We start from the raw sequence: 25,320 nt of genomic DNA, 5'->3' as shown, positions 1-25,320 counted from the left end.
TATGTCTTTCAATATCGGCCTTAGCGGTCTCTATGCAGCCAACAAACAACTGGACGTGACCGGCAACAACATCGCCAACGTCGCGACCGCCGGTTTCAAATCGTCCCGTGCAGAATTCGAAGACGTCTACTCGGCCACTCGCCTGGGCAGCGGCAGCAAGGTCATCGGCAACGGTGTGCGCCTGGCCAACGTCTCCCAGCAGTTCACCCAGGGTGACATCAACAACACCGGCAACGTGTTGGACATGGGCATCAACGGTTCCGGTTTCTTCACCATGAGCAACAACGGCGCGATCACCTACACCCGTGCCGGTACGTTCAAGGTCGATAACAACGGCTTCATCACCAACACCGACTACACCTCGCGCCTGCAAGGTTATGGTGTGGATGCCAACGGCAAGATCATCAACGGCGTGTTGACCGACCTGAAAATCGACACTTCGAACCTGGCGCCGAAATCGACTTCGCTGGTGACTTCGTCCATCAACCTGAACTCGTCGGCACCCGTGATCGACGACACAGCGGCGGCAGGCAAGTTCGACCCGGCGAAACTCGAAACCTACACCAAGTCCTTCAGCACGCCTATCTATGACTCTCAGGGCAACTCGCACGTCATGGATCAGTACATGGTGAAAACCGGCCAAAACACCTGGAAAGTCTACACCCTGGTGGACGGGCGCAATCCGGATGCAACCGGCAGCGATCCAACCAAGACCGCCCCGACTGCTTCGACACTGACGTTCGACAGTTCGGGCAATCTCACTCAGGTCAGCACGCCTAACCCGGCAGATCCGACCAAGCCGATCATCAGCAGCGACTTGAAGCTGACCGGCTGGGTACCGGGTAAAGTGATTGACGGCACCTTCACGCCTAACGGCGCGTCTGCCAACGCCAATGGCGTGACCATTTCCATGGCCAAGACCACTCAGTTCAATGCTGATACCGCGCGTTCGATCCCGACTCAGGATGGTTATGCCACTGGCCAGATCACCAACCTGACCATCGACGGCACCGGTACGCTGTTCGCCAACTTCAGCAACAACCAGAGCAAGGCCATCGGCCAGGTTGCGCTGGCCAGCTTCACCAACGAACAAGGCCTGCAGGCGGTCGGCGGTACCAGCTGGAAAGAGACTTTCGCTTCGGGTATCCCGGGTTACGATGCACCGGAAACCGGTACGCTGGGTTCGATCGCGTCCAACTCGCTGGAAGAGTCCAACGTTAACCTGACCAACGAGCTGGTGGACCTGATCAAGGGCCAGAGCAACTATCAGGCGAACGCCAAGACCATTTCGACCCAGAGCACCATCATGCAGACCATCATTCAGATGACCTGATTGCGGTTTCTGGTTGTGCAAGGGAGCCCCTCTTTTTGAGGGGCTTTTTTGTGGACGGCTATCGGGTGGCGGTGGTTTTGATTGGGTGAATATCCGTTGCTTCGGGTGCTGCGGCTGGCGGTTTCGCCCTTACGGCGAGTCACTTTTGCAGACGCCGGAATGCCGGCCCAGCCAAAAGTAACCAAAAGGCTGGGCCCCGGCGTACGGCCCTCGCTTAGGCTCGGGTTCCTTCGTTGCGGGATTCATCCGGGCGCATCGCCTCCGGTTTGCTTCGCTGCACCTCCTCTCGATGTGTTTGGCTGCGCCAAACGGTCGCTGCGCTCCCACCCCCGGATAAACCCCTCCACTCAGCCTGCCGACGGGGCCGGTACGGCAAGATCAAAAGCTTTCGGCGAGCTGACACTCGGCCATTGAGTGGGGCGGCTTTGCCGCATGGGCTCTACGCTTTCAGCCTGCTGGCGATGGCGGCCTGTCAGCCGACCAATCTTTAACTGACCGCATCCAATCCCAATGTGGGAGCTGGCTTGCCAGCGATGGCGGCCTGCCAGATGTACTCATCCTCTGTAGGAGCTGCCGAAGGCCGCGATCTACTCGACAGCTCCTACAAATAAATGGCGGACAAAAGAAAACCCCCGACAAACCAGAAGTCTGTCGGGGGTTTTCTTTGGCCTGGAAGCATCAGGCGTCTCGCGACGCCTGACCCGGCTCAGCTTATTGGCAAGCTTCGCAATCCGGCTCGTCGATCGCACAAGCCTTTGGCACTGGTGCCGGACCTGCCGGAGCGGCCAGAACCGAATCGTCGCCGTGGTTGCCGCCGCTGGAAACAGCGTTCAGCTTGCCGGTGTTGATGGTCGACTTCTCGGTGCTGGTCGCGGCCAGGGCACGGAGGTAGTAGGTGGTTTTCAGACCACGGTACCAGGCCATGCGGTAGGTCACGTCGAGCTTCTTGCCCGATGCGCCGGCGATGTACAGGTTCAGCGACTGGGCCTGGTCGATCCACTTCTGACGACGGCTGGCGGCGTCAACGATCCACTTGGTGTCCACTTCGAACGCGGTTGCGTAGAGCTCTTTGAGTTCTTGCGGGATGCGCTCGATCTGCTGAACCGAACCGTCGTAGTACTTCAGGTCGTTGATCATGACCGAGTCCCACAGACCGCGAGCCTTGAGGTCGCGAACCAGGTACGGGTTGATCACGGTGAATTCGCCCGACAGGTTCGATTTCACATACAGGTTCTGGTAGGTCGGTTCGATCGACTGCGATACGCCGGTGATGTTGGCGATGGTCGCGGTCGGTGCGATGGCCATGATGTTGGAGTTACGAATGCCTTTCTGTACACGGGCGCGGACCGGTGCCCAGTCCAGGGTTTCGTTCAGGTCAACGTCGATGTACTTCTGGCCGCGTTGTTCGATCAGGATCTGTTGCGAATCCAGCGGCAGGATGCCTTTGGACCACAGCGAACCGTTGAAGGTCTCGTACGCACCGCGCTCGTCAGCCAGGTCGCAGGACGCCTGGATCGCGTAGTAGCTGACCGCTTCCATCGATTTGTCGGCGAACTCGACGGCAGCGTCGGAACCGTAAGGGATGTGCTGCAGGTACAGCGCGTCCTGGAAGCCCATGATGCCCAGGCCGACCGGACGGTGGCGGAAGTTGGAGTTCTTCGCCTGCGGCACCGAGTAATAGTTGATGTCGATCACGTTGTCGAGCATGCGCACGGCGGTGTTTACGGTGCGTTGCAGCTTGGCGGTGTCCAGCTTGCCGTCGACGATGTGGTTCGGCAGGTTGATCGAGCCCAGGTTGCAAACGGCGATCTCGTCCTTGTTGGTGTTCAAGGTGATCTCGGTGCACAGGTTCGAGCTGTGAACCACGCCGACGTGCTGCTGCGGGCTACGCAGGTTGCACGGGTCTTTGAAAGTCAGCCACGGGTGGCCGGTTTCGAACAGCATGGACAGCATTTTGCGCCACAGGTCTTTGGCCTGGATGGTCTTGAACAGCTTGACCTTGCCCGGGTACTCGGTCAGGGCTTCGTAGTACTCGTAACGCTCTTCGAAGGCTTTACCGGTCAGGTCGTGCAGGTCCGGCACTTCGGAAGGCGAGAACAGGGTCCACTTGCCGTCATCGAAGACACGCTTCATGAACAGGTCAGGGATCCAGTTGGCGGTGTTCATGTCGTGGGTACGACGACGATCATCACCGGTGTTCTTGCGCAGCTCGATGAACTCTTCGATGTCCATGTGCCAGGTTTCCAGGTAGGCACACACAGCGCCTTTGCGCTTGCCACCCTGGTTAACGGCTACGGCGGTGTCGTTCACTACTTTGAGGAACGGAACCACGCCCTGCGACTTGCCGTTGGTGCCCTTGATGTACGAACCCAGTGCACGCACCGGAGTCCAGTCGTTGCCCAGGCCGCCAGCGAATTTGGACAACATGGCGTTGTCGTGGATCGCGTGGTAGATGCCCGACAGGTCATCCGGAACGGTGGTCAGGTAGCAGCTCGACAGCTGTGGACGCAGGGTACCGGCGTTGAACAGGGTCGGAGTCGAAGCCATGTAGTCGAAGGACGACAGCAAGTTGTAGAACTCGATCGCACGGTCTTCTTTCTGCTTCTCTTCGATCGCCAGGCCCATGGCCACGCGCATGAAGAAGATCTGCGGCAGTTCGAAACGCACGCCATCCTTGTGGATGAAGTAACGGTCGTACAGGGTCTGCAGGCCCAGGTAGGTGAATTGCTGATCGCGCTCGTGGTTGATCGCCTTGCCCAGTTTTTCCAGGTCGAAGGTGGCCAGCACAGGGTTCAGCAGTTCGAACTCGATACCTTTGGCGATGTAAGCCGGCAGCGCCTTGGCGTACAGGTCGGCCATTTCGTGGTGAGTGGCGCTTTCGGCCACTTCCAGGAAGCCCAGGCCTTCGGCACGCAGGGTGTCCATCAGCAGGCGAGCGGTGACGAACGAGTAGTTCGGCTCACGTTCAACCAGCGTACGCGCGGTCATCACCAGTGCGGTGTTGACGTCGTTCAGGGCCACGCCGTCGTACAGGTTTTTCAGGGTTTCGCGCTGGATCAGGTCACCATCGACTTCAGCCAGGCCTTCGCAGGCTTCGGTAACGATGGTGTTCAGGCGGCCCATGTCCAGCGGCGCGAGGCTGCCGTCGGCACGGGTGATGCGGATCGACGGGTGCGCGTTGACTGCGGCTTCCACCGGTGCGTGGGCAGCGCGTTCTTTCGAACGGCCGTCACGGTAGATCACGTAGTCGCGAGCGACTTTCTGCTCGCCGGCACGCATCAGGGCCAGTTCGACCTGGTCCTGGATTTCTTCGATGTGGATGGTGCCGCCCGACGGCATGCGACGCTTGAAAGTCGCGGTGACCTGTTCGGTCAGGCGGGCAACGGTGTCGTGGATTCGCGACGAAGCGGCAGCGGTGCCGCCCTCAACTGCGAGAAACGCTTTGGTGATAGCGACGGTGATCTTGTCATCGGTGTAAGGAACGACAGTGCCATTACGCTTGATCACGCGCAGTTGACCAGGCGCGGTGGCGGCCAGATCCGAATTCGAATCGGCGGCCTGCGGCAAGGTGCCCTGCGGGTTCTCGCGAGTTGTGTCGGTTTGCATGGGGGGTGATCTCCACATTCTCTATGTTTGTTTGGGCACCATCATGGTGCTCACCGTTCTGGTCCGAAGCACTACAACCGACGGGCGTCGGGCATAACAACTTCGGACCAGTAGGAAAAAGGCTAATGACGCCGCATCCTTGCCGAAGTTTTTGGCTGCGAGCCAGGGCTCGAGCCGGATTCCTTCCCGGATGACAGTAATGACTGCAACACCCGTACCGTTCCGGTCGTTTCCGACCTGAAAAACGGCGCCATCCGCAAGTGCGGTTTGGGCTTTGAAAAACTTGCTTGGTTCAACCGGAAACTGGCAATAAAGCGCTTGAGTTTCAGGTCCGAAATGTGGTTGGTCGCCTGAGCGGAAAACCCTATATGTAGGGTCTCTCCTCGCGCCGTGCTACAAGATAATGCGTTTCGAGAGGGCTTGCAACGTACTAGCTGTGGATAAACCTGTGCGTAAATTGTGTAAGAAACCAGGAATTCCCGTGTAGGCCGCGAACCTGCTGAGCTAGACCGTTTGTCACTGTTTTTCACTCGGGAAAAACGCTTCAGCGGATTTTTAAGGGCGCGAACCCTATCACAAAAAACCGCCTTGTCCGAACGCATTTGGCGACTTGTGTTCTGGCTGTACGCCGTTTATACAATCGAGCGGTGTTTACCCGTTCTTATCCTCCCGAAAGATGACAAAAAGACCGGAGGATCCGAATCTGCGGGCAATCGCACACTCGTGTAGGCGCTGCCGCAGGGGGCAGTGCGTTTCTGCCTTATTTATAACAACAGCAAGCAGAGGTCACTGGTGGAGCAAGAAGCCTGGCAGGTATTGATAGTCGAGGACGACCAGCGTCTGGCCGAACTCACCCGCGAATACCTGCAAGCCAATGGATTGCGCGTGGAGATCGAAGGCAACGGCGCGCTGGCGGCGGCGCGGATCATCAAGGAGCAGCCGGACCTGGTGATCCTCGACCTGATGCTGCCCGGTGAAGACGGCCTGAGCATCTGCCGCAAGGTGCGCGACCGTTACGACGGGCCGATCCTGATGCTCACCGCGCGCACCGACGATGCCGACCAGATCCAGGGCCTCGACCTCGGTGCCGATGATTACGTGTGCAAACCGGTGCGCCCACGGCTGTTGCTGGCGCGGATTCAGGCCTTGCTGCGACGCAGTGACACAGCCGAGCCGATCGCGGAAAAAAGCCGTCGTCTGCAATTCGGTCCGCTGGTGGTGGACAACGCCCTGCGCGAAGCCTGGCTCAGCGACAACGGCATCGAACTGACCAGCGCCGAATTCGACCTGCTCTGGCTGCTGGTGTCGAATGCCGGGCGGATCCTCTCTCGCGAAGAAATCTTCACTGCGCTGCGGGGCATCGGTTACGACGGCCAGGACCGTTCGATCGATGTGCGCATCTCGCGCATCCGCCCGAAAATCGGTGACGACCCCGATCACCCGCGCCTGATCAAGACCATCCGCAGCAAAGGCTATTTGTTCGTTCCTGAAGCCTGTGTGGATCTGGCGCTGTGAACTCGATCTTCCTGCGCATCTATGGCGGCATGTGCGCGGCGCTGATTCTGGTGGCGGTGCTCGGCGTGCTGGCGCTGCACCTGCTCAATCAGGTGCGCAGCGAGCAATACCGCGAGCGCCTGGCCCATGGCACGTTTTCGCTGATGGCCGACAACCTGCAACCGATGAACGAAACCGAGCGCCACCGGGCGTTGTTGGTCTGGGAGCGTCTGCTGGGGATTCCGCTGGCGCTGAAGAAGTTTTCCGAGACCGATCTGGATTTGTCCCAACGCACCCGGGTGCAGCGCGGTCAGGCGCTGGTGGAACAGACCGGCCCGCATGCGGCGCGGGTGTATCGACTGGTCAGCGACAAGGAACAACTGCTGCTGACCGGTGACGTGCAACAGATCAGTGAGCAACTGGCGCGCGCGACTATTTATCTGCTGGCCGATGAACTGGTGCGTTTTCCGGTGGGCGAGCAGCCCAAACGGCTGGCGCAGTTAAAAGAAGAGAAGGGCTTCGGTTTCGATCTGCGACTGGTCACGGTCAACGAGGCCGACATGGATGAAGACCAAAGCCGCCGCGTGTCCGAGGGCGATACGGTAATGGCGCTGGGCAAGGGCGGCGACTCGATCCGGGTGTTTGCCGGCATGGTTGGCACGCCGTGGGTGCTGGAGATCGGTCCGCTGTATCAGATGAATCCGTACCCGCCGCAATGGCTGGTGCTGATTGCGGCCCTCGGTCTGACCTTGATCGGGCTGATCGTCTACTTGCTGGTGCGTCAGCTCGAACGGCGTTTGCGTGGCCTCGAAGCGGCGGCCACGCGGATCGCCAAGGGCAGTCTGGAAACCCGCGTGCCGGCCCGAGGGGCTGACTCGGTGGGGCGTCTCGCGTCGGCATTCAACGGCATGGCCGAGCACTTGCAACAGTTGCTGGCGATCCAGCGCGAACTGGTGCGCGCGGTGTCCCACGAACTGCGCACACCGGTGGCACGCCTGCGTTTCGGGCTGGAGATGATCGGCTCGGCCACCACCCCGCAAGCGCTGGAAAAATACCGCGAGGGCATGGATCACGACATCGAGGATCTCGATAAGCTGGTGGACGAAATGCTCACTTACGCGCGGCTGGAACAGGGTTCGCCGGCACTGACCTTTCAACGCATTGACCTCGATGCGCTGGTCAATCAGGTGATCGCAGAACTGGCGCCGTTGCGCGCCGAGGTCACGGTGCAGCGCGGGTTGTGTCTGTCGGCTGCCGATAACGACGGCGCCTGGGTCGAGGCCGAGCCGCGCTTCCTGCATCGCGCATTGCAGAATCTGGTGAGCAACGCGATGCGCCATGCGCGCTCGAACGTCACGGTGAGTTATCAGGTCGGGCAATTGCGCTGCCGGGTCGATGTCGAGGATGACGGGCCGGGCGTGCCGGAGGTGGCGTGGGAGCGAATCTTCACGCCGTTCCTGCGTCTGGATGACAGCCGCACGCGGGCCTCTGGTGGGCACGGGCTGGGGCTGTCGATTGTGCGGCGGATCATCCACTGGCATGACGGTCGGGCGCTGATCAACAAGAGCAAGAGTCTGGGTGGGGCTTGCTTCAGTCTGAGCTGGCCGCGGAATCAGGAGCGCCGTTGAGTTTTGTGGCGGTTTTGCCGGCCCCAATCGCTGGCAAGCCAGCTCCCACAGGTTTCAGGGGGGTATCCAAAATCTGTGCTCACCACGGACACTGTGGGAGCTGGCTTGCCAGCGATGGGGGCCTCACTGGCGCAGAAAATCCTCAGGCAGGAATGCTGACCAGACTCAACAACTGCCCATCCTGCACACCAAACTGCGCCTCCAGCTCGGTGCCATGACGCCATTCGCCAGACAAGTCAGTCAGCAGACGCAATCGAACCTGACCCTGCTCCGTCCACTCCAGCACCTCGGCGTGCTCGAAGTAGAAGCGCTTCTGCACAATCGGATACAGCGCCTTGAACAGGCTCTCTTTCACCGAAAACGTCAGGGTCACCAGCAACGCCAGTTGTTCCCGCGCACCGGCGGCCATGCGCTGCAGTTCCGCCGGCGTCAGAATCTCCCCGGCCAGGCGTTCGGCGCGGTCGGTCTCGAGCAGGTTTTCCAGATCCATACCCAAGCCGCGCCAGTGCTGCTTGTTGGCGACAATCGCTGCCGCGCGCCCGGTGCTGTGAGTGATCGAGCCGCAGATGTGCGCCGGCCATACCGGCGCACGGTCTTCGCCAATCGCCGGAATCACGCTTGAGCCTTCCAGTTGCTGCAACGCGGCCCGGGCGCAGATCCGCCCGGCGAGAAACTCGGCCTGACGCTTGGCCACCGAACGCTGAATGCTCGGCGGCGGCGCGATGGCGCTGCGCTGGAAGTCATCGCCGAGCAGTTGTTTCGGGTCGAAACGGGTACTCAGCAGGACGGTCTCGGGCAACACGTTGGGCAACGGCCAATGGGCGTCGAGTGGGGTGCAGCAGGCGGGGAGGGGCGGGGTTGGATTCATGGCGGGCATTTTGCCGGTTGAAGTCACGACTGGGTAGAGGCTGCACACTTTTGTGGCGAGGGAGCTTGCTCCCGCTGGGGGCAAAGCCCCCAAAATCTGTGGACGAGATCTGTCAGGTAAACCGCGTCGGCAGGTTTTTGCGACGGCTTCGCCGCCGAGCGGGAGCAAGCTCCCTCGCCACAGGGGCAACCGTCAGCTGAAGATCTTCTGGAAGAACGCCTTCATGTCCGCCCAGGATTTTTCATCGGCTGCCTTGTTGTAGCCGATATCCGGGCCACCGTGTTCACCGTGGCTCAAGCGATCGGCATCGGGATTGGTGAAACCGTGCTTGGCGCCGTCGAGGCTGACGAATCTGTAGTCGGCGCCGGCCTTGTCCATTTCGGCTTTGAACGCGGTGACGTTGTCGGCAGTGACCATGCTGTCCAGCGCGCCGTGCTCGACTAGAACCTTTGCCTTCACACTGCCAGGCGTCGCCGGGGTGGTGGTCGCCAGCGCACCGTGGAAACTCACCACGCCCGCCAGCGGCTCGCCTTGACGCGCGGCATTGAGCACCACGCCACCGCCGAAGCAGTAACCGATCGCGGCGATCTTGTTAACGTCGGTCTGCGGCTGCTTTTTCAGCAGGTTCAGACCGGCCTCGAAGCGCTTGCTCGACGCGGCGGCATCCTTGGTCGCGGCCTGCATGAACGCCATCGCATCTTTCGGGTGCTCGGTGTTCTTGCCTTCGCCGTACATGTCGATCGCCAGCGCGCTGTAACCCAGTTCGGCGAGATCGCGGGCGCGGCGTTTGGCGTAATCGTTCAGGCCCCACCATTCATGCACCACGACGACTCCAGGGCGTTTGCCCTTGATCGCGTCGTCGTAGGCGTAGTAGCCGATCAGCTTGGTGCCGTCGGCGCTCTGGTAGGGAATCTCCTGAGTCTTGATCGCAGCGTTGGCCAGGCTGCTGGCAGCGAGCAGGGCGAGGGCGAGGAACAGGCGCATGGTCGGTCTCCTTATCGAAAGTAGTCAGGACAGCCTAGTCGATTTGATTCAGCGCAGGTTCAGAGAACGTTCAGGGCCGGTACAGGGGCAGGTCAGTAACCTTGCGCCATACCCAAACAGCACTGAGAAAGAGGAAACTCGATGACTCGTCTGAACAAACTGCTGCTGGCTTTCACCTTGTTGGGCTCCAGCATTGCGGCACACGCCGATGACACCACCAACTTCGCCGGCCTGACCTTTGGCCAGACCAGCGACAAAATCAAAAAGTCCCATGCACTGAACGACAACCTCGGCCACCCGGACGCCAGCGGCGCGATTGACGGCAACAACACCTACGGCGTGCGCCTCGGTCAGCAAAACGCGCAAGGTCGTTACTACGCCACCTACGACAACGTGTCCGGTTCGCACAATGGCATTAAACTGCGCCAGGAAAACCTGCTGGGCAGCTACGATCTGTTCTACCCAGTGGGCGGCAGCACCAAGTTGTTCGGTGGCGCCACGGCCGGTTTGACCAAACTGACTCAGGATTCGCCAGGCTACAGCCGCGACAGTGACATTGGTTACGCCGTCGGTGGCCAGTTCGGTGTGCTGCAACAAGTGGCGCAGAATGTGTCGGTGGAACTCGGTTACCGTTACCTGATGAGCAACGCCAGCACCGAAATGAAAGAGAGCGGTGGCAGCAAGCAAGGCTCGCTGGACTTGACCAGCAGCGCCCAGACTTACCTGTCGGCGAACTACGCTTTCTAAGGCGCGGTTCGTTCTAGACCCTGTGGGAGCGAGCTTGCTCGCGAAAGCGGTCTATCAGTCGACAACAATGTTGGCTGGTACATCGCCTTCGCGAGCAAGCCCGCTCCCACAGGTGCGTTGTTGGAGTTTTTGATTCACCCGGGAGAGCGTTATGAAACTGTTGGTCGTCGAAGATGAAGCGCTGTTGCGCCATCACCTGCAAACCCGCCTGACGGAGAGCGGTCACGTGGTCGAGTCCGTGGCCAATGCCGAAGAGGCGCTGTACCAGACCGGGCAGTTCAACTTCGATCTGGCGGTGATCGACCTCGGTCTGCCGGGCATGGGCGGTCTGGACCTGATCCGGCAGTTGCGCTCGAACGGCAAGACCTTTCCGATCCTGATCCTCACCGCGCGCGGCAACTGGCAGGACAAGGTCGAGGGGCTGGCCGCCGGTGCCGACGATTACGTGGTCAAGCCGTTCCAGTTCGAGGAACTCGATGCACGCCTGAATGCATTGCTGCGCCGCTCCAGCGGTTTCACCCAGTCGACCATCGTTGCCGGGCCGTTGTTGCTGGACCTCAATCGCAAGCAGGCGTCGCTGGATGAAGAACCGCTGGCGCTGACCGCCTACGAGTACCGCATCCTCGAATACCTGATGCGCCATCACCAGCAAGTGGTGCCCAAGGACCGCCTGATGGAGCAGTTGTACCCGGATGACGACGAGCGCGATCCGAACGTGATCGAAGTGCTGGTCGGCCGCCTGCGCCGCAAGCTCGAAGGCCCGGGCGGGTTCAAGCCGATCGACACCGTGCGCGGTCTCGGCTACCTGTTCAATGAGCGCTGCACTTGATTCGTTCTCTTCGCGTTCGTTTGATGCTCGCCGCCACCACGTTGGCGGTGTTGTTCATGCTCGGCTTGCTGCCGGCCATGCAGGGCGCGTTCAGCCTGGCGCTGCAGGACTCGATCGAGCAGCGCCTGGCCTCGGACGTCACCACGTTGATCTCGGCGGCACGCGTCGACAGTGGTCATCTGGTGATGCCGGCGCAGCTGCCGGATGAGCGCTTCAATCTCACCGACAACCGCCTGCTCGGCTACATCTACGACCGCGAAGGCAGACTGGTCTGGCGCTCGAAAGGTACGCAGGAAGAGCAGATCAATTACAAGCCGCGTTACGACGGCATGGGCAACGAGTTCGCACGGATCCGCGAGAGCAACGGCCAGGAATTCTTCGTCTACGACGTCGAAGTCAAACTGCTCGGCGGCAAGAGCGCGGCCTTCAGTATCGTCGCCCTGCAACCGGTTCGCGAATACGAAAATACCCTCGAAGGCCTGCGTGAAAATCTGTATCTGGGCTTTGGCGCCGCATTGCTGGTGTTGCTGGCGCTGCTGTGGATCGGTCTGACCTGGGGCCTCAAGGCGCTACGCCGACTCAGCCAGGAACTCGACGAAATCGAAAGCGGCACCCGCGAAAGCCTCACCGAACAGCACCCGCGCGAACTGCTGCGGCTGACCGGCTCGCTCAACCGTTTGCTGCACAGCGAACGCCAGCAGCGCAGCCGCTACCGCGATTCCCTCGATGATCTGGCGCACAGCCTGAAAACCCCGTTGGCGGTACTGCAAGGGGTCAGTGAAGACATGGCCCAACGCCCGGAAGATCGCGATCAGGCCTGGGTGCTGCAAACCCAGATCGAGCGCATGAGCCAGCAGATCAGCTATCAACTGCAGCGCGCCAGCCTGCGCAAAAGCGGCCTGGTGCGCCATCAGGTACGGCTGCAACCGGTGCTCAAAAGCCTGTGCGACACGCTGGACAAGGTTTATCGCGACAAACATGTGCGAGTGGCGTTCGACCTGCCGGAACATTGCTATGTGCCGATCGAGCAGGGCGCCTTGCTGGAGATGATGGGCAACCTGCTGGAGAACGCCTATCGCCTGTGCCTGGGCGAAGTGCGCATCAGCGTGCGCGAGAGCCTTGCCGGCATCGAGCTGTGCATCGAAGACGACGGCCCCGGCGTGCCGCCGAATCAGCGCGCGCGGATTCTCGAGCGCGGTGAGCGTCTGGACCGTCAGCATCCGGGGCAGGGCATCGGCCTGGCGGTGGTCAAGGACATCATCGAGAGCTACAACGCCAAGCTGATGCTCGGGGATTCGCCGATGGGCGGGGCGGCGTTCAGAATTCAGTTTCCTGCGGTTTAGGTGTTGGTCTTTCGGGCGCTATCGCTGGCTTGCCAGCGATGAGGCCAGTCAAGGCGCCACAGACGGCGAACAGATCACTGCTCCTGCGCCCGATACGCCCCCGGTGTCAGCCCGGTCCATTTCTTGAACGCCCGGTGAAACGCCGACGGCTCGGAAAACCCCAACTGCTCGGCAATCTGTTGCAACGACAGATCCGCCCGGCCCAGGTGATAAATGGCAATGTCGCGGCGCAACTGATCCTTCAATTCCTGAAAACTGCTGCCTTCCTCACGCAAATGCCGACGCAGGGTTTGCGGGCTGATGTGTAGCTGCGCGGCCACGGCTTCGAGGTCCGGCCACTGCGCGCTGTCGCGGCTGAGCAAGCGGCGCAGGCGACTGCTGAGGCTGTCGCCGTCGTCCGGGCGTGACAGCAGGTCGGCGGGGGAGCGTTCGAGGAAATGCTTCAGCGTGCGTTCATCCTGTAACAACGGCATGTGCAGATAGCGGCTGTGAAACAGCAGGCTGCTCTGCTGGGCCGAAAACACCAGCGGGCAGGGAAACAGCAGATCGTACTCGGCACCGTGCGCCGGTTTCGGATAACTGAACGTGGCCTGTTCCAGGCGAATGCGCTGGCCAATCAGCCAACTGCCGAGGCGATGCCAGATCACCAGCAGACTCTCGCTGAGAAAGTGATCCGGGTCCCACAACTGCGCATCATCGAGGCTCAGGCGCACCCATTCGTCTTCGCGGCTCAGGCTCAGGCGCGGGGCGTCGGGGAATAGGCTATAAAACAATAAGCCGCGTTGCAGTGCCTTCTCCAGACTGCGGCAGTGGATCAGGGCGTGGCACATCATCGCGAAGCTGCCGGGTTTGCTTGGCGCATTGCCGAAACCCAGGTATTCGTCATCCAGCGCCAGCCACAGGTTCTGGATCAACTGGGTGAATTGCTCCGGGGCAATCCGCGCCCGTGGCTCATCGAGCAACTCGGGGCTGATCCCCAGTTGCTGCAACAGCGGCGCATAGTCGAACCCTGAACGGCGTGCGCCACCGAGGGCGGCGCGGGCGAAATGACTGGCGATGGTACGTTCGCGCATAAGCGGTAGATCCTTCCTCAAGCGCCGGATGGTAGCCGGGGCATGCGCAGGGCAACAAGGCGGATTTCCGCCAAATTGTAGGACGAGATCCGCTGAGTTGGCGGAAATCCGCCACACCTGCGTCACCGGGCAGTGACAAAAAATAGTCTGCATCCCCTGATATCAAAAGGCTTGCAGCGAATTGCACCAAAGTGGCACGGCGTTTGCGATAAGAGCGACAGAAGTGTGCGTCTATCCCGCGGGAAAAGCGCCGCTCGAACAACAAATCCCTCCAGTGCAGGAGGGTTCGCAATTCAGGTTCTGCGCTCAACAGATGGATGTTGCCCGCGGGACGCTTGAGGAAACTTGCAATGACGACTCGTCAGCCACTGTACAAATCCCTGTATTTCCAGGTGATCGTCGCAATCATCATCGGTATTGCGCTTGGTCACTACTACCCGCAGTTCGGTGTGGCGGTAAAGCCGCTGGGTGACGGGTTCATCAAGCTGATCAAAATGATCATCGCCCCGATCATCTTCTGCACCGTGGTCAGCGGCATCGCTGGCATGCAAAGCATGAAGTCGGTCGGCAAGACCGGCGGTTATGCACTCCTGTACTTCGAAATCGTTTCTACCATCGCCCTGCTGGTCGGCCTGATCGTGGTCAACATCGTGCAGCCGGGCAATGGCATGCACATCGACGTCAGCACCCTCGACGCCTCGAAAGTCGCGACCTACGTGCAGCAAGGCGCAGACCAGAGCGTTGTCGGCTTCCTGCTCAACGTGATCCCGACCACCATCGTCGGCGCGTTCGCCACCGGTGACATCCTGCAAGTGCTGATGTTCTCGGTGATCTTCGGTTTCGCCCTGCATCGCCTGGGTGACTACGGCCGTCCGATCCTCGACTTCATCGATCGCTTCGCCCACGTGATGTTCAACATCATCAACATGATCATGAAGCTCGCACCCATCGGTGCCTTCGGCGCGATGGCGTTCACCATCGGTGCCTACGGTGTCGGCTCGCTGGTGCAGTTGGGTCAACTGATGGCCTGCTTCTACATCACCTGCCTGGCCTTTATCCTGATCGTGCTGGGTGCCATCGCCCGCATGCACGGCTTCAGCGTGCTGAAGATGATCCGCTACATCCGTGAAGAGCTGCTGATCGTACTGGGTACTTCCTCGTCGGAATCGGTACTGCCACGCATGCTGATCAAGATGGAGCGTCTGGGCGCGAAGAAATCCGTCGTGGGCCTGGTGATCCCGACCGGTTACTCGTTCAACCTCGACGGTACCGCGATCTACCTGACCATGGCTGCAGTGTTCATTGCGCAGGCCACCGACACCCACATGGATATCACGCACCAGATCACTCTGCTGGTGGTATTGCTGCTGTCCTCCAAAGGTGCCGCCGGTGTGACCGGTTCGGGCTTCATCGTGCTGGCCGCCACTCTGTCGGCGGTCGGTCACCTGCCGGTGGCCGGTCTGGCGCTGATTCTGGGTATCGACCGCTTCATGTCCGAAGCCCGCGCCCTGACCAACCTGGTCGGCAACGCCGTCGCGACCATCGTGGTTGCCAAGTGGGTGAAAGAGCTGGATACCGACGTGCTGCAATCCGAGCTGGCTTCGGGCGGTCGCGGTATCGTTGATACCCGTCCGGAAGATGACCTGGGTGTGGCTGAAGGTGCTACTCCGAGCAACGTCAAGTAATCTGAATTGGCTCCAGTGTAATGCTGGAGTCTGAGAGCCCTTGTGGTGAGGGGATTCATCCCCGATGGGTCGCGAAGCGGCCCCTTCTTAGATAGAAGGGGACTGCTGCGCAGTCCATCGGGGATGAATCCCCTCGCTACAGGGGTTTTTTATTGCCTGCGATTTGAGCATTACGGTCACTGCCGCTGATGCATCCGGTGATTGCCGTGCGCGGCAGCGCTGCCTAGGCTGGGTGTATCGCCCAAGGAGATCGCCCATGTCCGCGCCGCTGGCCTCACTGAAGATTCTGGATTTCTCGACCCTGCTGCCGGGGCCGTTCGCCTCGCTGTTGCTGGCGGACATGGGCGCCGAAGTCCTGCGCATCGAGTCGCCGACGCGCATGGATCTGCTGCGGGTGTTGCCGCCGCACGATCAAGGTGTGTCGGCCAGCCACGCTTACCTCAATCGCAACAAGCGCAGTCTGGCGCTGGATCTCAAGCAGCCGGGGGCGCTGGAGGTGGTCAGGCAGTTGCTGGGCGAATACGACATCGTGCTGGAGCAGTTTCGTCCTGGAGTGATGGAGCGTCTGGGCCTGGGGTACGAGGCGCTGAAGGCGATCAACCCGAAACTGATTTACGTGTCGATCACCGGCTACGGCCAGACCGGGCCGTACAAGGATCGCGCCGGGCATGACATCAACTACCTCGCACTGGCCGGTCTTTCCAGTTACACCGGCCGCGCCGATAGCGGGCCGTTGCCGCTGGGCATGCAGGTGGCGGATATCGCTGGCGGTTCGCTGCATGGGGTGATCGGCCTGCTGGCGGCGGTCATCGCCCGGCAGCAGAGCGGGCAGGGCACGCACCTGGACGTGAGCATGACCGATTGCGCCTTCAGCCTGAACGCCATGGCTGGCGCCGGGTATCTGGCCTGTGGCGAGGAGCCGCACTGGGAAGAGCAGATGCTCAATGGCGGCAGCTTCTATGACTACTACCGCTCGCGCGATGGGCGCTGGTTGTCGGTGGGCAGTCTGGAACCGGGGTTCATGCAGCAACTGTGTTCGGCGTTGGGCCGGCCGGAGTTGGCGGCGCAGGGCTTGTCGCCGAAACCCGAGCAGCAACGGTTATTGAAGGACGCGCTGAAAGTTGAATTCGAGAAGCACGACTTTGCCGAGCTGTGCGAGCTGTTCGCCAGGGTCGATGCCTGTGTCGAGCCGGTCTTGAACCTGAGCGAGGCGGTGCAACATCCGCAGTTGCAGGCGCGGGAACTGGTGACCCTGGTGCCGCGTGGCGATGGTACGACCCAGGCGCAGATTGCCTGTCCGTTGAAGTTTTCCGAGGCGCTGCCGGCGCCGCGGCATGTCGGGGCGGGGTTGGGGCAACATACCGAGCAGGTGTTGGGGGAGTTGGGGTTTGATGCTGAGCGGATTGCCGAGTTGCGGCGTGCCAAGGTGATTCTCTAGCGTCTGTACCGGCTTCTTCGCTGGCAAGCCAGCTCCCACAGTTTTTCGGGGTGTTCACAGACTCTGTGCACGACACAAAACCTGTGGGAGCTGGCTTGCCAGCGATGAGGCCCTCCAATGCAGCAACGAACCGGCTATTCCACCCGCATCTCACCACTGAACACCAAGGTGTTGCGACAGCGCCGGCACAAATACCGCCGCCCCTGCCTTACCAGGCTATGACGCTGCGCCGAAAACGGAAAATCACTGTCGGCGCACGGGCATTTGTAGATGTAGCGGGTCACGCTGCGGCGTTTGATTGCGTAGGTGTGGCAGCGATCCGGCGGCAGCTCGTAAACCCCGCGCATGATCAGTTGCCACTCCTCGCCGTGCGGCTGGATGCGGTCGCCGAACAGTTGATGGGCGATCAGGTGCGCGACTTCGTGGGCCACGGTCTGCTTGAGGAAGTGTTCGGTGTTTTCCCGGTACAGCTGCGGGTTGAAGCGCAGCAGGTTCTCGTGCAGATGCGCGACACCGGCTTTCTGCCCGCGCAGCTTGAGGCTGACGACGGGGCGTTGGAAATGACGTTTGAAAAAGGCTTCAGCGAGTTGGTAACAGTCTTCGACGCGGGTATTGAGTTGCTCGGGCATGCTTGATGGATCTCCAGAGGCGTCGAGTATGCCGCAACCTCCCGGACTTGCGAATCGCTGACCTGCCGAATGGTCATCCGCCAAACGAGAAGGCCGCCTTGCGGCGGCCTGTATTGGCAGATCTTGTTGTTCTCGGGGGTGAAGCCTGTCAGTTGGTGTACACCGGCCCCACGCCGAGGCCCCAGACAATCACGGTGAACGCCATGATGGCCACCAGCACCACCAGACCCACCGCCAGCACCGAGCTGGAAAACAGGAAGCCTTCGTCCGACGGAATGTTCATGAACGTCGGCAGCCCCACGTAGAGCAGGTACACCGTGTAGCAGATGGCCGCCGTGCCGACGATCATGCCCAGCCACATGTGCGGATACAGCGCCGCCAGCCCGCCGACGAACAGGGGCGTCGCGGTGTAGGTGGCGAAGGCCACGCAACGGGCCAGGCTCGGGTTGGCGTCGTAGGTGCGCGCCATCCAGTGCACGAAGGCGCCCATCACCGCGACCCCGCCGAGCATCGCCAGATACGACATCACGGTCATCCAGATCGCACTTTCGACGGTGAGCATCACCGGTGCGCGGTTGCCGATCACCCAGCCTACCTGAGTGGTACCGATAAACGCCGAAACCGCCGGAATTGCCGCCAGAATCAGCGTGTGCGTCAGGTACATGTGGCTGATGCTTTCCTCTTGGTCGCCACGGATTTCCTTCCATTCCTGATCGGGGTGGGTAAAAAGTCCCACTACGTGATGGATCATGCCAGTCACTCCTCTTGTTATTGCCATCGCCCCCCAGCGGAGCGCCTACGGGCCAAAGGTGGCCGAGCAAATTCAGGTCTTCAGATGTATGCGACCTTATGTCGCAGTATAGAAAGGACTTAACCGCACAGGGATTAGGGGCTTAGAGCAAATCGCGCTGTAAACACGGGGCGTAATCGCGGCAGGGTCTTGCACATTTGAGGCCGGATCACTTCTGTGGCGAGGGAGCTTGCTCCCGCTCGGCTGCGCAGCAGTCGCCCATCCTTCCGGTTCGGTGTGTCAGGAAAATAGCGGGTGCGGGTTTGGAGGCGCTTCGCACCTCAGCGGGAGCAAGCTCCCTCGCCACAGGGGAGGTGAGTCAATGCGACCGCGGCCCTTCGCCGCTGGTGGGTTTTTGCGTAAAATGCCCGCCTTTCGTCACACCTCACGGATTTCGCGTCATGGGCACTCTTACGGTCAACCAGAACAAACTGCAAAAGCGCCTGCGCCGCCTGGCCGGCGAAGCGGTCGCCGATTTCAACATGATCGAAGACGGCGACAAGGTCATGGTCTGTCTGTCCGGGGGCAAAGACAGTTACACCATGCTCGACGTGCTGCTGCACCTGCAGAAGGTTGCGCCGATCAAGTTCGAGATCGTCGCGGTGAACATGGATCAGAAGCAGCCGGGCTTCCCCGAGCACGTGTTGCCGGCCTACCTGAAAGAGCTGGGCGTCGAGTATCACATCGTCGAGAAAGACACTTACTCGGTGGTCAAGGAACTGGTGCCGGAAGGCAAGACCACCTGCTCGCTGTGCTCGCGCCTGCGTCGCGGCACGCTATACACCTTTGCTGACGAAATCGGCGCGACGAAAATGGCCCTCGGTCACCATCGCGATGACATCGTCGAGACGTTCTTCCTCAACATGTTCTTCAACGGCACCCTCAAGGCAATGCCGCCGAAGCTGCGCGCCGATGACGGGCGCAACGTGGTGATCCGTCCGCTGGCCTACTGCAACGAGAAAGACATCCAGGCCTATTCGGATTTCAAGGAATTCCCGATCATCCCGTGCAACCTCTGCGGTTCGCAGGAAAACCTGCAGCGTCAGGTGGTCAAGGAAATGCTTCAGGACTGGGAGCGCAAGACTCCGGGCCGAACTGAAAGCATCTTCCGCAGTCTGCAGAACGTGGTGCCGTCGCAACTGGCCGACCGCAACCTGTTCGACTTCACCAGCCTGAAGATCGACGAGACGGCGGCTTCGCGCTTCGTCAACGTCGTCAACCTCTAATCATCACCTGTAGGAGTGAGCCCTGTGGTGAGGGGATTTATCCCCGATGGGCTGCGCAGCAGTCCCCAGCTTTTCTGGGGGAGCTTTGCTCCCATCGGGGATAAATCCCCTCACCACAGGGCCTGCTCCCACATGGGTTTCTTCGTTTCATTCAATAGGAGAGGGCATGCGTGATTACAAGTGGCTGCACGAATACTGTCTGAACCGCTTCGGTTCGGCGGCTGAACTGGAAGCCCATCTGCCCGTTCCCAAGACTCCCGCGCAACTGCGCAAGATCAGCGACGATCGCTACCTCTCGACCATGGCCCTGCGCGTGTTCCGCGCCGGACTCAAGCACAGCCTGGTGGACGCCAAGTGGCCGGCCTTCGAAGAAGTGTTCTTCAAGTTCGACCCGGAAAAAGTCGTGCTGATGAGTGCCGAACATCTCGAACGCCTGATGCAGGATGCGCGGATCATCCGCCACCTGGGCAAGCTCAAGAGCGTGCCGCACAATGCACAGTTCATCCTCGATGTGGAAAAGGACAAGGGCAGTTTCCGCGCGCTGATAGCCGACTGGCCGGTGACCGATATCGTCGGTCTGTGGACCTATCTGAAAAAGCACGGAAGTCAGTTGGGCGGGCTGTCGGCACCACGCTTCTTGCGCATGGTTGGCAAGGACACCTTCGTGCCGAGTTACGACGTGGTCGCCGCGCTGAATGCACAAAAGATCGTCGACAAGGTGCCAACCAGCCTGCGCGATCTGGCGATTGTGCAAGACGCGTTCAACCAGTGGCATGAACAGAGTGGCGGGCGGCCGATGAGCCAGATTTCGATGATGCTGGCGTACACCGTCAATCATTGACATCGAGTCGCTTCAATCGCTGGCAAGCCAGCTCCCACAGGATCCTTGTTGAATCACAATTCTGTGATCGAAACAAAAACTGTGGGAGCTGGCTTGCCAGCGATAGCGATCTGTCAGGCGACGGAAATCTCGCCTTCGCCCGCCAGTTTGCGATTCAACTGATACCGCCACCGCACATACAGCAGCGCCGAGCAGAACACTGCCAGGCTCGCCACCATTTCCAGCACCCCGAACAGCTGCCGGCTCGGGTCATACGCTGCCAGTGCGCCCTTGATGAAATACAGATTCACCACAAAGCACATCCACGAATGCGCGCGGGCACTGCCCATGATCATTCCCGGTGCGAGGACGAGCCACGGGATCAGCTCGATCAACAGAATCACCCACGGTCGGGCACCATGCAGGTCGGCGAATGCCAGATAGTAGACGGCGAGAAGCCCGGCGAGGCCGAAGAAGCACAGCAGGCTGATGGCCCGCATCGCTTTCACGCGCGGTTCGAGCCACTCGATGGAAGGCAGGACTTTCGGCTTCCTGGCCACACTCAACCCTCCAGTTTTTGCGCGGTTTTCGCCAGGCGTGCGCCGAGTGCGCGACACAGTGCCATCTCGTGCTGATCCAGACCTTTTTTGCCATCAGCCCCGGCGTGGTGGCTGGCGCCATACGGCGTGCCGCCGCCCTGGGTTTCCAGCAGCGCCGATTCGCTGTACGGCAGGCCGGTGATCAACATGCCGTGGTGCAACAGCGGCAGCATCATCGACAGCAGGGTGGTTTCCTGGCCGCCGTGCAGGCTGGCGGTGGAGGTGAACACGCCAGCCGGTTTGCCGACCAGAGCGCCGGTCAGCCACAGGTTGCTGGTGCCGTCGAGGAAGTACTTCAGCGGCGCGGCCATGTTGCCGAAACGCGTCGGGCTGCCAAGAGCGAGACCGGCGCAGTTCTTCAGGTCATCGAGGGTGGCGTAGAGCGCACCTTCGTCGGGGATGTCCGGGGAGACCGCTTCGCACTCGGTGGAGATTGCCGGCACGGTACGCAGGCGTGCTTCGAGGCCGGCCTGTTCAACCCCGCGGGCAATCTGCCGCGCCATTTCGTTGGTCGAGCCGCTGCGGCTGTAATAAAGAACCAGAATGTACGGCGCGCTCACGGCAACAACTCCAGCACATTTTCCGGCGGACGACCGATCACGGCTTTGTCGCCGACTTCAAGAATTGGCCGTTCCATCAGTTTTGGGTGCTGAGCGATGGCGTCGATCAATTGCGCTTCGCTGAGGCTCTCGTCAGCCAGCTGAAGCATTTTGTATTCATCTTCTCCGGTGCGCAGCAACTGACGCGCGCTGATCCCGAGCTTGCCGAGCAAGGCCTTGATCTGCGCGGCGTTCAGCGGCGTTTCCAGGTAACGCACCACGTTCGGGGTCAGGCCACGGGCCTCAAGAAGTTCCAGCGCGCCGCGGGATTTCGAGCAGCGCGGATTGTGATAAAGCGTCAGATCGGTCATGGCGGGTCGCTTCTGGCGTAAAGTGGCGGCTATTCTAACTGTGCAGCGCGCAATCCAGAACCTTCAGAGGCGATGGGTCGCAGGCGCCTTCAATTTTTGACCAGGGAACATGACATGACACGGCGATTGGCAGCGGCATTGACGATAATCGGGGCGTTGATGCTGGGGGGCTGCGGCAACGACTACGGCATTGACCAGAACGGTCAGAAAGTCGCGTCCGAGCGCCTGGACAAGCAATGGGTAGTGCTCAATTACTGGGCCGAGTGGTGCGGCCCGTGCCGCACGGAAATTCCCGAACTGAATCATCTGGCCGACGAACTGAAGGGCAAGAACATCGGCGTGTTCGGGGTCAACTTCGACAACGTCCAGGGTGAAGACCTGAAAAGCGCCAGCGAGAAACTGGGCATCAAGTTCACCGTACTGGCGCAGGATCCGGCGGACCTGTTCGACCTGCCGCGCAGTGAGGCCCTGCCGGTGACCTACATCATCGACAACAAGGGCAAGGTGCGCGAACAGTTGATGGGTGAGCAGACAGCGGCGGGGGTGATGGCCAAGCTTGAGGCGTTGCAGGCGACAAAATGAGCTGAATGGGCTTTTGTGGCGAGGGAGCTTGCTCCCGCTGGGCGGCGAAGCAGCCCAAAACCCTGCTGACTCGGTGTCTGTGACAACGTGCGGTTGACGATTTTGCGACTGCTGCGCAGCCGAGCGGGAGCAAGCTCCCTCGCCACAGTAAATGGCGTTCAAAAAAAGATCGCAGCCTTCGGCAGCTCCTACGGGTGGACACATGACCTTGTAGGAGCTGCCGCAGGCTGCGATCTTTTCTGTGGCTGAACGATCAGCCCTCTTCCAGCCACCAGCGCAGCGGCTTGCCTTCGGCCGGCCAGAAGCGCATCTGCTCGATCGGCGAGATGTCCCAGCGCTCGACACCTTGCAGCGCCTGCAGGAAGCGTTGTTCCTGCTCCATCAGCGCCGGCGCGCAGAGTTTGCGGGTCTTGCCGATCGGGCCGAAGCTCAGCTTGTCGCCGTCGAGGGTGTACGGTGCGAACCAGTGGTTGCAGCCGCCATTGCCATACGCGCGGCCATCGTCGCCGAGGGTCACGGTCAGATGGCTGTAATCCATCAATGGCCGCTCGCCGATCCATTCCAGAATGTAGCTGCGGTTCTGCTGCAATTGCACCGGCTCTGCGGCGCAGCCCACCAGAGCGGCACCGACCAGCAGCGGCAGGGCAAGGCGTTTCATCACGCAGGCTCCTGGCATTTCGGGCACAGATGCTTGTCGCCGACGGCTTTCCAGCCCAGCTCGGCGACGCGCGCCGTGGCGGCCGGTTTCTCGGCGGTCTTGCCCAGCTTGGCGTCCACCGCGAACTCGAAGTTCAGCTCTTTGGCGCAGCTGTCGCAGTTGACCTGCCAGGTGTGAATCGCCAGTTCGCCGAAGACCGGGCCGGTTGTCATCGCGGTCCATTGGCCCGGCGGGTTGATCAGGTGGCGCACGGAGTCGACGGTCAGGCGCATGGACAAGTCCTTGCTGCCTTTGAGGGTGACCAACAGGACGTCACCGTTGCGGATCGAGCCACCGTTGCCGGTGACCTGATAGCGGCCCGGTACGAGGGCGCGGCATTCGGTGAGGGTGTGTTGCGGGTTCATCAGGGTGTAGCGGAAATCGTGTTCGACCATGGGTCCTCCAAATCTGCGCGACATGCTAGCACGGGCTGGATTACAGGATGGCGTACGTGTGCGACCTTCGATCCGGTTCAAATCGGTTGGCGCTCATGGCAAACTGCCGCCCTTCACTCTGAGGGAACGGAACATGGCGCTGATCGAATGTTATGAATGCAAGCGGAGCATCAGCTCTGAAGTCAAGGCGTGCATTCATTGTGGTGCTCCGATGGCGCAGCAACACCCGCACACACCGGCGCAAGCCGCCGCGACGATTTCATTTGGCAGCCTGCCGCGCAACAAATCCGTGCCTGAGGCGTTTATCCCGCCAGCAGCTCCTGAGCCGGCGCCGCGAGTTTCACCGGCGGCGCTCGGTCGCCGTCGTCGGCAACCGGAACCCGCACCTCAACTTCAAGCCAACGCCGACGGTTCGCGTCCGGTGGAAGGCTGGTTGAAAATCATGGTGTTTCTGTTGCCGATGGTCTTTGTCTGGTTCCTGCTGCGTAACGGCCACTCGATGAAGCAGCGCTTTTTCGGTTTTGGCTGGCTGGCGCTGTTGATCCTGGCCTCGTCGCTGTCGCCGAAGTAAACCGGCAAGCCTTCAACCCTCGACCTGGTTCTGCGGCGCGCCTGCGGCCCAGGTCGCGATGTTGTGCAGGGTGGTCGCGGCAATCGCGCCCAGCGCCTCGTGAGTCAGAAACGCCTGATGCGCGGTGATGATCACATTCGGGAAGGTCAGCAGCCGCGCCAGCACGTCGTCCTGCAACGGCAAGTCGCTGCGATCCTCGAAAAACAGCTGCGCCTCCTCTTCATACACATCCAGTCCCAGATAGCCCAGCTGGCCGTCCTTCAAGGCGTCGATCAGCGCCGGCGTGTCGACCAGGCCGCCGCGGCCGGTGTTGATCAGCATCGCCCCCGGTTGCAGGTGTGCCAGTGACTCGCGGTTGATCAAGTGTTTGCTTTGCGCGTTGAGCGGGCAGTGCAGGCTGATGATCCGTGACTGCGCGAGCAGCTCCGGCAGACTCAGGTAACGGGCGCCCAAGGCCACCACCTCGGGGTTTGGATACGGGTCGAAGGCCAGCAATTCACAACCGAAACCGTGCATGATTTTCGCGAACGTCGCGCCGATCTGCCCGGTGCCGACAATCCCCACGGTTTTGCCCACCAGATCGAAACCGGTCAGGCCGTGCAGGGTGAAATCGCCTTCGCGGGTGCGGTTGTAGGCGCGGTGCAGGCGCCGGTTGAGCGCCAGAATCAGTGCCACCGCATGTTCGGCCACCGCATGCGGCGAGTAGGCCGGGACCCGCACCAGGGCCAGCCCGAGGCGTTTCGCGGCGAGCAGATCGACATGGTTGTAACCCGCCGAGCGCAGGGCGATCAGCCGCGTGCCACCGGCGGCAAGGCGCTCCAGCACCGGCGCACTGAGGTCATCGTTGATGAAGGCGCAGACCACCTCATGCTGGTCGGCCAAAGCAGCGGTGTCGAGACTGAGCCGGGCCGGCTGAAAGTGCAGTTCTATCCCGGCCGGGCAGGCGGCGGCGAGGAAGCTGTCGCGGTCGTAGGTCTGGCTGCTGAAAACGAGCGTGCGCATGAATTCCTCCTGGAACGGGGTGGCGAGTCAGCGTTGACGGCCACCACTTTAACGGCGGATGCCGTTGCCGG

The 25,320-nt window shown here is 60.9% G+C and carries 24 protein-coding genes; 12 read left to right on the top strand and 12 right to left on the bottom strand.

All coding sequences use genetic code 11. The annotated features are described in order from the left end of the window. Window position 1: 1 nt before the first annotated feature. Window positions 2-1,333: a flagellar hook protein FlgE gene (gene flgE, locus PMI25_RS07970; protein WP_007963044.1), complete on the top strand. Its 1,332-nt coding sequence runs from the start codon at window positions 2-4 to the stop codon at window positions 1,331-1,333. 711 nt (window positions 1,334-2,044) lie between these two features. On the opposite strand, the gene PMI25_RS07965 is transcribed toward flgE, so the two are convergent. Beyond that, a complete protein-coding gene (locus PMI25_RS07965; RefSeq protein WP_007968485.1) occupies window positions 2,045-4,939 on the bottom strand; it encodes a ribonucleoside-diphosphate reductase subunit alpha in 2,895 nt (964 codons plus the stop codon). Window positions 4,940-5,731: 792 nt separating this feature from the next. Between PMI25_RS07965 and PMI25_RS07960 the strand changes: the two genes are divergently transcribed. Beyond that, window positions 5,732-6,454 carry a response regulator gene (locus tag PMI25_RS07960; protein WP_007968483.1) on the top strand — a complete coding sequence of 241 codons (723 nt, stop codon included), beginning with the start codon at window positions 5,732-5,734 and terminating at the stop codon, window positions 6,452-6,454. After that, on the top strand, window positions 6,451-8,061 hold the full coding sequence (locus tag PMI25_RS07955; protein WP_024164442.1) for an ATP-binding protein: 1,611 nt from the start codon (window positions 6,451-6,453) through the stop codon (window positions 8,059-8,061). The genes PMI25_RS07960 and PMI25_RS07955 overlap by 4 nt, the downstream gene beginning before the upstream one ends. A gap of 142 nt (window positions 8,062-8,203) precedes the next feature. On the opposite strand, the gene PMI25_RS07950 is transcribed toward PMI25_RS07955, so the two are convergent. Continuing rightward, complete coding sequence (locus PMI25_RS07950; RefSeq protein ID WP_007965972.1) at window positions 8,204-8,929, bottom strand: 4'-phosphopantetheinyl transferase family protein; 726 nt, start codon at window positions 8,927-8,929, stop codon at window positions 8,204-8,206. Between the two features lie 192 nt (window positions 8,930-9,121). Beyond that, a complete protein-coding gene (locus PMI25_RS07945) occupies window positions 9,122-9,913 on the bottom strand; it encodes a dienelactone hydrolase family protein (RefSeq protein WP_007965970.1) in 792 nt (263 codons plus the stop codon). 141 nt (window positions 9,914-10,054) lie between these two features. Between PMI25_RS07945 and PMI25_RS07940 the strand changes: the two genes are divergently transcribed. The 3 genes from PMI25_RS07940 to PMI25_RS07930 all read left to right on the top strand — a co-directional run bounded on the left by PMI25_RS07940 (window position 10,055) and on the right by PMI25_RS07930 (window position 12,832). Continuing rightward, a complete protein-coding gene (locus PMI25_RS07940) occupies window positions 10,055-10,660 on the top strand; it encodes a hypothetical protein (protein WP_007965968.1) in 606 nt (201 codons plus the stop codon). Between the two features lie 151 nt (window positions 10,661-10,811). Continuing rightward, entirely contained in the window at window positions 10,812-11,489 is a 678-nt protein-coding gene (locus PMI25_RS07935; protein ID WP_007965967.1) for a response regulator, read from the top strand. Beyond that, window positions 11,486-12,832, top strand: a complete 1,347-nt coding sequence (locus PMI25_RS07930) for an ATP-binding protein (protein ID WP_045122015.1) — start codon at window positions 11,486-11,488, stop codon at window positions 12,830-12,832. The genes PMI25_RS07935 and PMI25_RS07930 overlap by 4 nt, the downstream gene beginning before the upstream one ends. 74 nt (window positions 12,833-12,906) lie before the next feature. On the opposite strand, the gene PMI25_RS07925 is transcribed toward PMI25_RS07930, so the two are convergent. After that, complete coding sequence (locus PMI25_RS07925; protein WP_007965962.1) at window positions 12,907-13,905, bottom strand: AraC family transcriptional regulator; 999 nt, start codon at window positions 13,903-13,905, stop codon at window positions 12,907-12,909. Between the two features lie 350 nt (window positions 13,906-14,255). Between PMI25_RS07925 and PMI25_RS07920 the strand changes: the two genes are divergently transcribed. Continuing rightward, window positions 14,256-15,590, top strand: coding sequence for a dicarboxylate/amino acid:cation symporter (locus PMI25_RS07920; RefSeq protein ID WP_024164441.1), 1,335 nt, complete (start codon window positions 14,256-14,258; stop codon window positions 15,588-15,590). 256 nt (window positions 15,591-15,846) lie between these two features. Beyond that, window positions 15,847-17,028, top strand: a complete 1,182-nt coding sequence (locus PMI25_RS07915; protein ID WP_007968699.1) for a CaiB/BaiF CoA transferase family protein — start codon at window positions 15,847-15,849, stop codon at window positions 17,026-17,028. A 134-nt stretch (window positions 17,029-17,162) separates the two neighbouring features. Here PMI25_RS07915 and PMI25_RS07910 read toward each other — a convergent pair whose 3' ends face one another. Both PMI25_RS07910 and PMI25_RS07905 read right to left on the bottom strand, forming a co-directional pair. Then, the gene (locus PMI25_RS07910) at window positions 17,163-17,657 is read right to left on the bottom strand and encodes a SprT family zinc-dependent metalloprotease (protein WP_003227192.1); all 495 of its coding nucleotides are present in this window, start codon (window positions 17,655-17,657) and stop codon (window positions 17,163-17,165) included. 148 nt (window positions 17,658-17,805) lie between these two features. Next, window positions 17,806-18,408 carry a Yip1 family protein gene (locus PMI25_RS07905; protein WP_007917515.1) on the bottom strand — a complete coding sequence of 201 codons (603 nt, stop codon included), beginning with the start codon at window positions 18,406-18,408 and terminating at the stop codon, window positions 17,806-17,808. 440 nt (window positions 18,409-18,848) lie between these two features. Here PMI25_RS07905 and ttcA point away from each other — a divergent pair, with 440 nt between their 5' ends. Both ttcA and PMI25_RS07895 read left to right on the top strand, forming a co-directional pair. Continuing rightward, complete coding sequence (gene ttcA, locus PMI25_RS07900) at window positions 18,849-19,673, top strand: tRNA 2-thiocytidine(32) synthetase TtcA (protein WP_007968702.1); 825 nt, start codon at window positions 18,849-18,851, stop codon at window positions 19,671-19,673. A 166-nt stretch (window positions 19,674-19,839) separates the two neighbouring features. After that, window positions 19,840-20,514 carry a DNA-3-methyladenine glycosylase I gene (locus PMI25_RS07895; RefSeq protein WP_007968704.1) on the top strand — a complete coding sequence of 225 codons (675 nt, stop codon included), beginning with the start codon at window positions 19,840-19,842 and terminating at the stop codon, window positions 20,512-20,514. 113 nt (window positions 20,515-20,627) lie between these two features. Here the strand turns inward: PMI25_RS07895 and PMI25_RS07890 are convergent, their stop codons facing one another. Genes PMI25_RS07890 through arsC form a run of 3 tightly spaced genes read right to left on the bottom strand, consistent with a single transcriptional unit; the run spans window position 20,628 to window position 22,002 of the window. Further along, window positions 20,628-21,053 (bottom strand): DUF2069 domain-containing protein, encoded by a 426-nt coding sequence (locus PMI25_RS07890; RefSeq protein ID WP_007968705.1) that lies wholly within the window; start codon window positions 21,051-21,053, stop codon window positions 20,628-20,630. 2 nt (window positions 21,054-21,055) lie between these two features. Then, window positions 21,056-21,652, bottom strand: coding sequence for an NAD(P)H:quinone oxidoreductase (gene wrbA, locus PMI25_RS07885; RefSeq protein WP_007968706.1), 597 nt, complete (start codon window positions 21,650-21,652; stop codon window positions 21,056-21,058). Then, window positions 21,649-22,002 (bottom strand): arsenate reductase (glutaredoxin), encoded by a 354-nt coding sequence (gene arsC, locus PMI25_RS07880; protein WP_007968707.1) that lies wholly within the window; start codon window positions 22,000-22,002, stop codon window positions 21,649-21,651. The genes wrbA and arsC overlap by 4 nt, the downstream gene beginning before the upstream one ends. A 114-nt stretch (window positions 22,003-22,116) precedes the next feature. Here arsC and PMI25_RS07875 point away from each other — a divergent pair, with 114 nt between their 5' ends. Beyond that, window positions 22,117-22,584: a TlpA disulfide reductase family protein gene (locus tag PMI25_RS07875; protein WP_007968708.1), complete on the top strand. Its 468-nt coding sequence runs from the start codon at window positions 22,117-22,119 to the stop codon at window positions 22,582-22,584. 253 nt (window positions 22,585-22,837) lie between these two features. Here the strand turns inward: PMI25_RS07875 and PMI25_RS07870 are convergent, their stop codons facing one another. Further along, window positions 22,838-23,242 carry an META domain-containing protein gene (locus PMI25_RS07870; RefSeq protein ID WP_007968709.1) on the bottom strand — a complete coding sequence of 135 codons (405 nt, stop codon included), beginning with the start codon at window positions 23,240-23,242 and terminating at the stop codon, window positions 22,838-22,840. Further along, a complete protein-coding gene (locus tag PMI25_RS07865; protein WP_007968710.1) occupies window positions 23,242-23,676 on the bottom strand; it encodes a hypothetical protein in 435 nt (144 codons plus the stop codon). Before PMI25_RS07865 ends, PMI25_RS07870 begins: the two co-directional genes overlap by 1 nt. 133 nt (window positions 23,677-23,809) lie before the next feature. On the opposite strand from PMI25_RS07865, the gene PMI25_RS07860 reads away from it, so the two are divergent. Continuing rightward, window positions 23,810-24,247: a hypothetical protein gene (locus tag PMI25_RS07860; protein ID WP_007968711.1), complete on the top strand. Its 438-nt coding sequence runs from the start codon at window positions 23,810-23,812 to the stop codon at window positions 24,245-24,247. A 12-nt stretch (window positions 24,248-24,259) separates the two neighbouring features. Here the strand turns inward: PMI25_RS07860 and PMI25_RS07855 are convergent, their stop codons facing one another. Next, window positions 24,260-25,249 carry a 2-hydroxyacid dehydrogenase gene (locus tag PMI25_RS07855; RefSeq protein ID WP_007968712.1) on the bottom strand — a complete coding sequence of 330 codons (990 nt, stop codon included), beginning with the start codon at window positions 25,247-25,249 and terminating at the stop codon, window positions 24,260-24,262. Window positions 25,250-25,320: the final 71 nt, after the last annotated feature.

The organism is Pseudomonas sp. GM30, from assembly GCF_000282275.2.
In the GTDB taxonomy this organism is placed as follows: Bacteria; Pseudomonadota; Gammaproteobacteria; order Pseudomonadales; family Pseudomonadaceae; genus Aquipseudomonas.
The sequence above is the reverse complement of the archived record's forward strand: the minus strand, read 5'-3'. Positions and strand labels throughout refer to the sequence as shown.

Excerpts from the sequence above, each read along its gene's own strand:
- PMI25_RS07965 (WP_007968485.1), bottom strand. The coding sequence starts at position 4,939 with ATGCAAACCGACACAACTCGCGAGAACCCGCAGGGCACCTTGCCGCAG.
- PMI25_RS07855 (WP_007968712.1), bottom strand. The coding sequence starts at position 25,249 with ATGCGCACGCTCGTTTTCAGCAGCCAGACCTACGACCGCGACAGCTTC.
- PMI25_RS07925 (WP_007965962.1), bottom strand. The coding sequence starts at position 13,905 with ATGCGCGAACGTACCATCGCCAGTCATTTCGCCCGCGCCGCCCTCGGT.
- PMI25_RS07865 (WP_007968710.1), bottom strand. The coding sequence starts at position 23,676 with ATGGTCGAACACGATTTCCGCTACACCCTGATGAACCCGCAACACACC.
- PMI25_RS07905 (WP_007917515.1), bottom strand. The coding sequence starts at position 18,408 with ATGATCCATCACGTAGTGGGACTTTTTACCCACCCCGATCAGGAATGG.
- flgE (WP_007963044.1), top strand. The coding sequence starts at position 2 with ATGTCTTTCAATATCGGCCTTAGCGGTCTCTATGCAGCCAACAAACAA.
- PMI25_RS07870 (WP_007968709.1), bottom strand. The coding sequence starts at position 23,242 with ATGAAACGCCTTGCCCTGCCGCTGCTGGTCGGTGCCGCTCTGGTGGGC.
- PMI25_RS07940 (WP_007965968.1), top strand. The coding sequence starts at position 10,055 with ATGACTCGTCTGAACAAACTGCTGCTGGCTTTCACCTTGTTGGGCTCC.
- PMI25_RS07860 (WP_007968711.1), top strand. The coding sequence starts at position 23,810 with ATGGCGCTGATCGAATGTTATGAATGCAAGCGGAGCATCAGCTCTGAA.
- PMI25_RS07920 (WP_024164441.1), top strand. The coding sequence starts at position 14,256 with ATGACGACTCGTCAGCCACTGTACAAATCCCTGTATTTCCAGGTGATC.
- PMI25_RS07895 (WP_007968704.1), top strand. The coding sequence starts at position 19,840 with ATGCGTGATTACAAGTGGCTGCACGAATACTGTCTGAACCGCTTCGGT.
- PMI25_RS07945 (WP_007965970.1), bottom strand. The coding sequence starts at position 9,913 with ATGCGCCTGTTCCTCGCCCTCGCCCTGCTCGCTGCCAGCAGCCTGGCC.
- PMI25_RS07915 (WP_007968699.1), top strand. The coding sequence starts at position 15,847 with ATGTCCGCGCCGCTGGCCTCACTGAAGATTCTGGATTTCTCGACCCTG.
- PMI25_RS07910 (WP_003227192.1), bottom strand. The coding sequence starts at position 17,657 with ATGCCCGAGCAACTCAATACCCGCGTCGAAGACTGTTACCAACTCGCT.
- PMI25_RS07935 (WP_007965967.1), top strand. The coding sequence starts at position 10,812 with ATGAAACTGTTGGTCGTCGAAGATGAAGCGCTGTTGCGCCATCACCTG.
- ttcA (WP_007968702.1), top strand. The coding sequence starts at position 18,849 with ATGGGCACTCTTACGGTCAACCAGAACAAACTGCAAAAGCGCCTGCGC.
- PMI25_RS07875 (WP_007968708.1), top strand. The coding sequence starts at position 22,117 with ATGACACGGCGATTGGCAGCGGCATTGACGATAATCGGGGCGTTGATG.
- arsC (WP_007968707.1), bottom strand. The coding sequence starts at position 22,002 with ATGACCGATCTGACGCTTTATCACAATCCGCGCTGCTCGAAATCCCGC.
- PMI25_RS07950 (WP_007965972.1), bottom strand. The coding sequence starts at position 8,929 with ATGAATCCAACCCCGCCCCTCCCCGCCTGCTGCACCCCACTCGACGCC.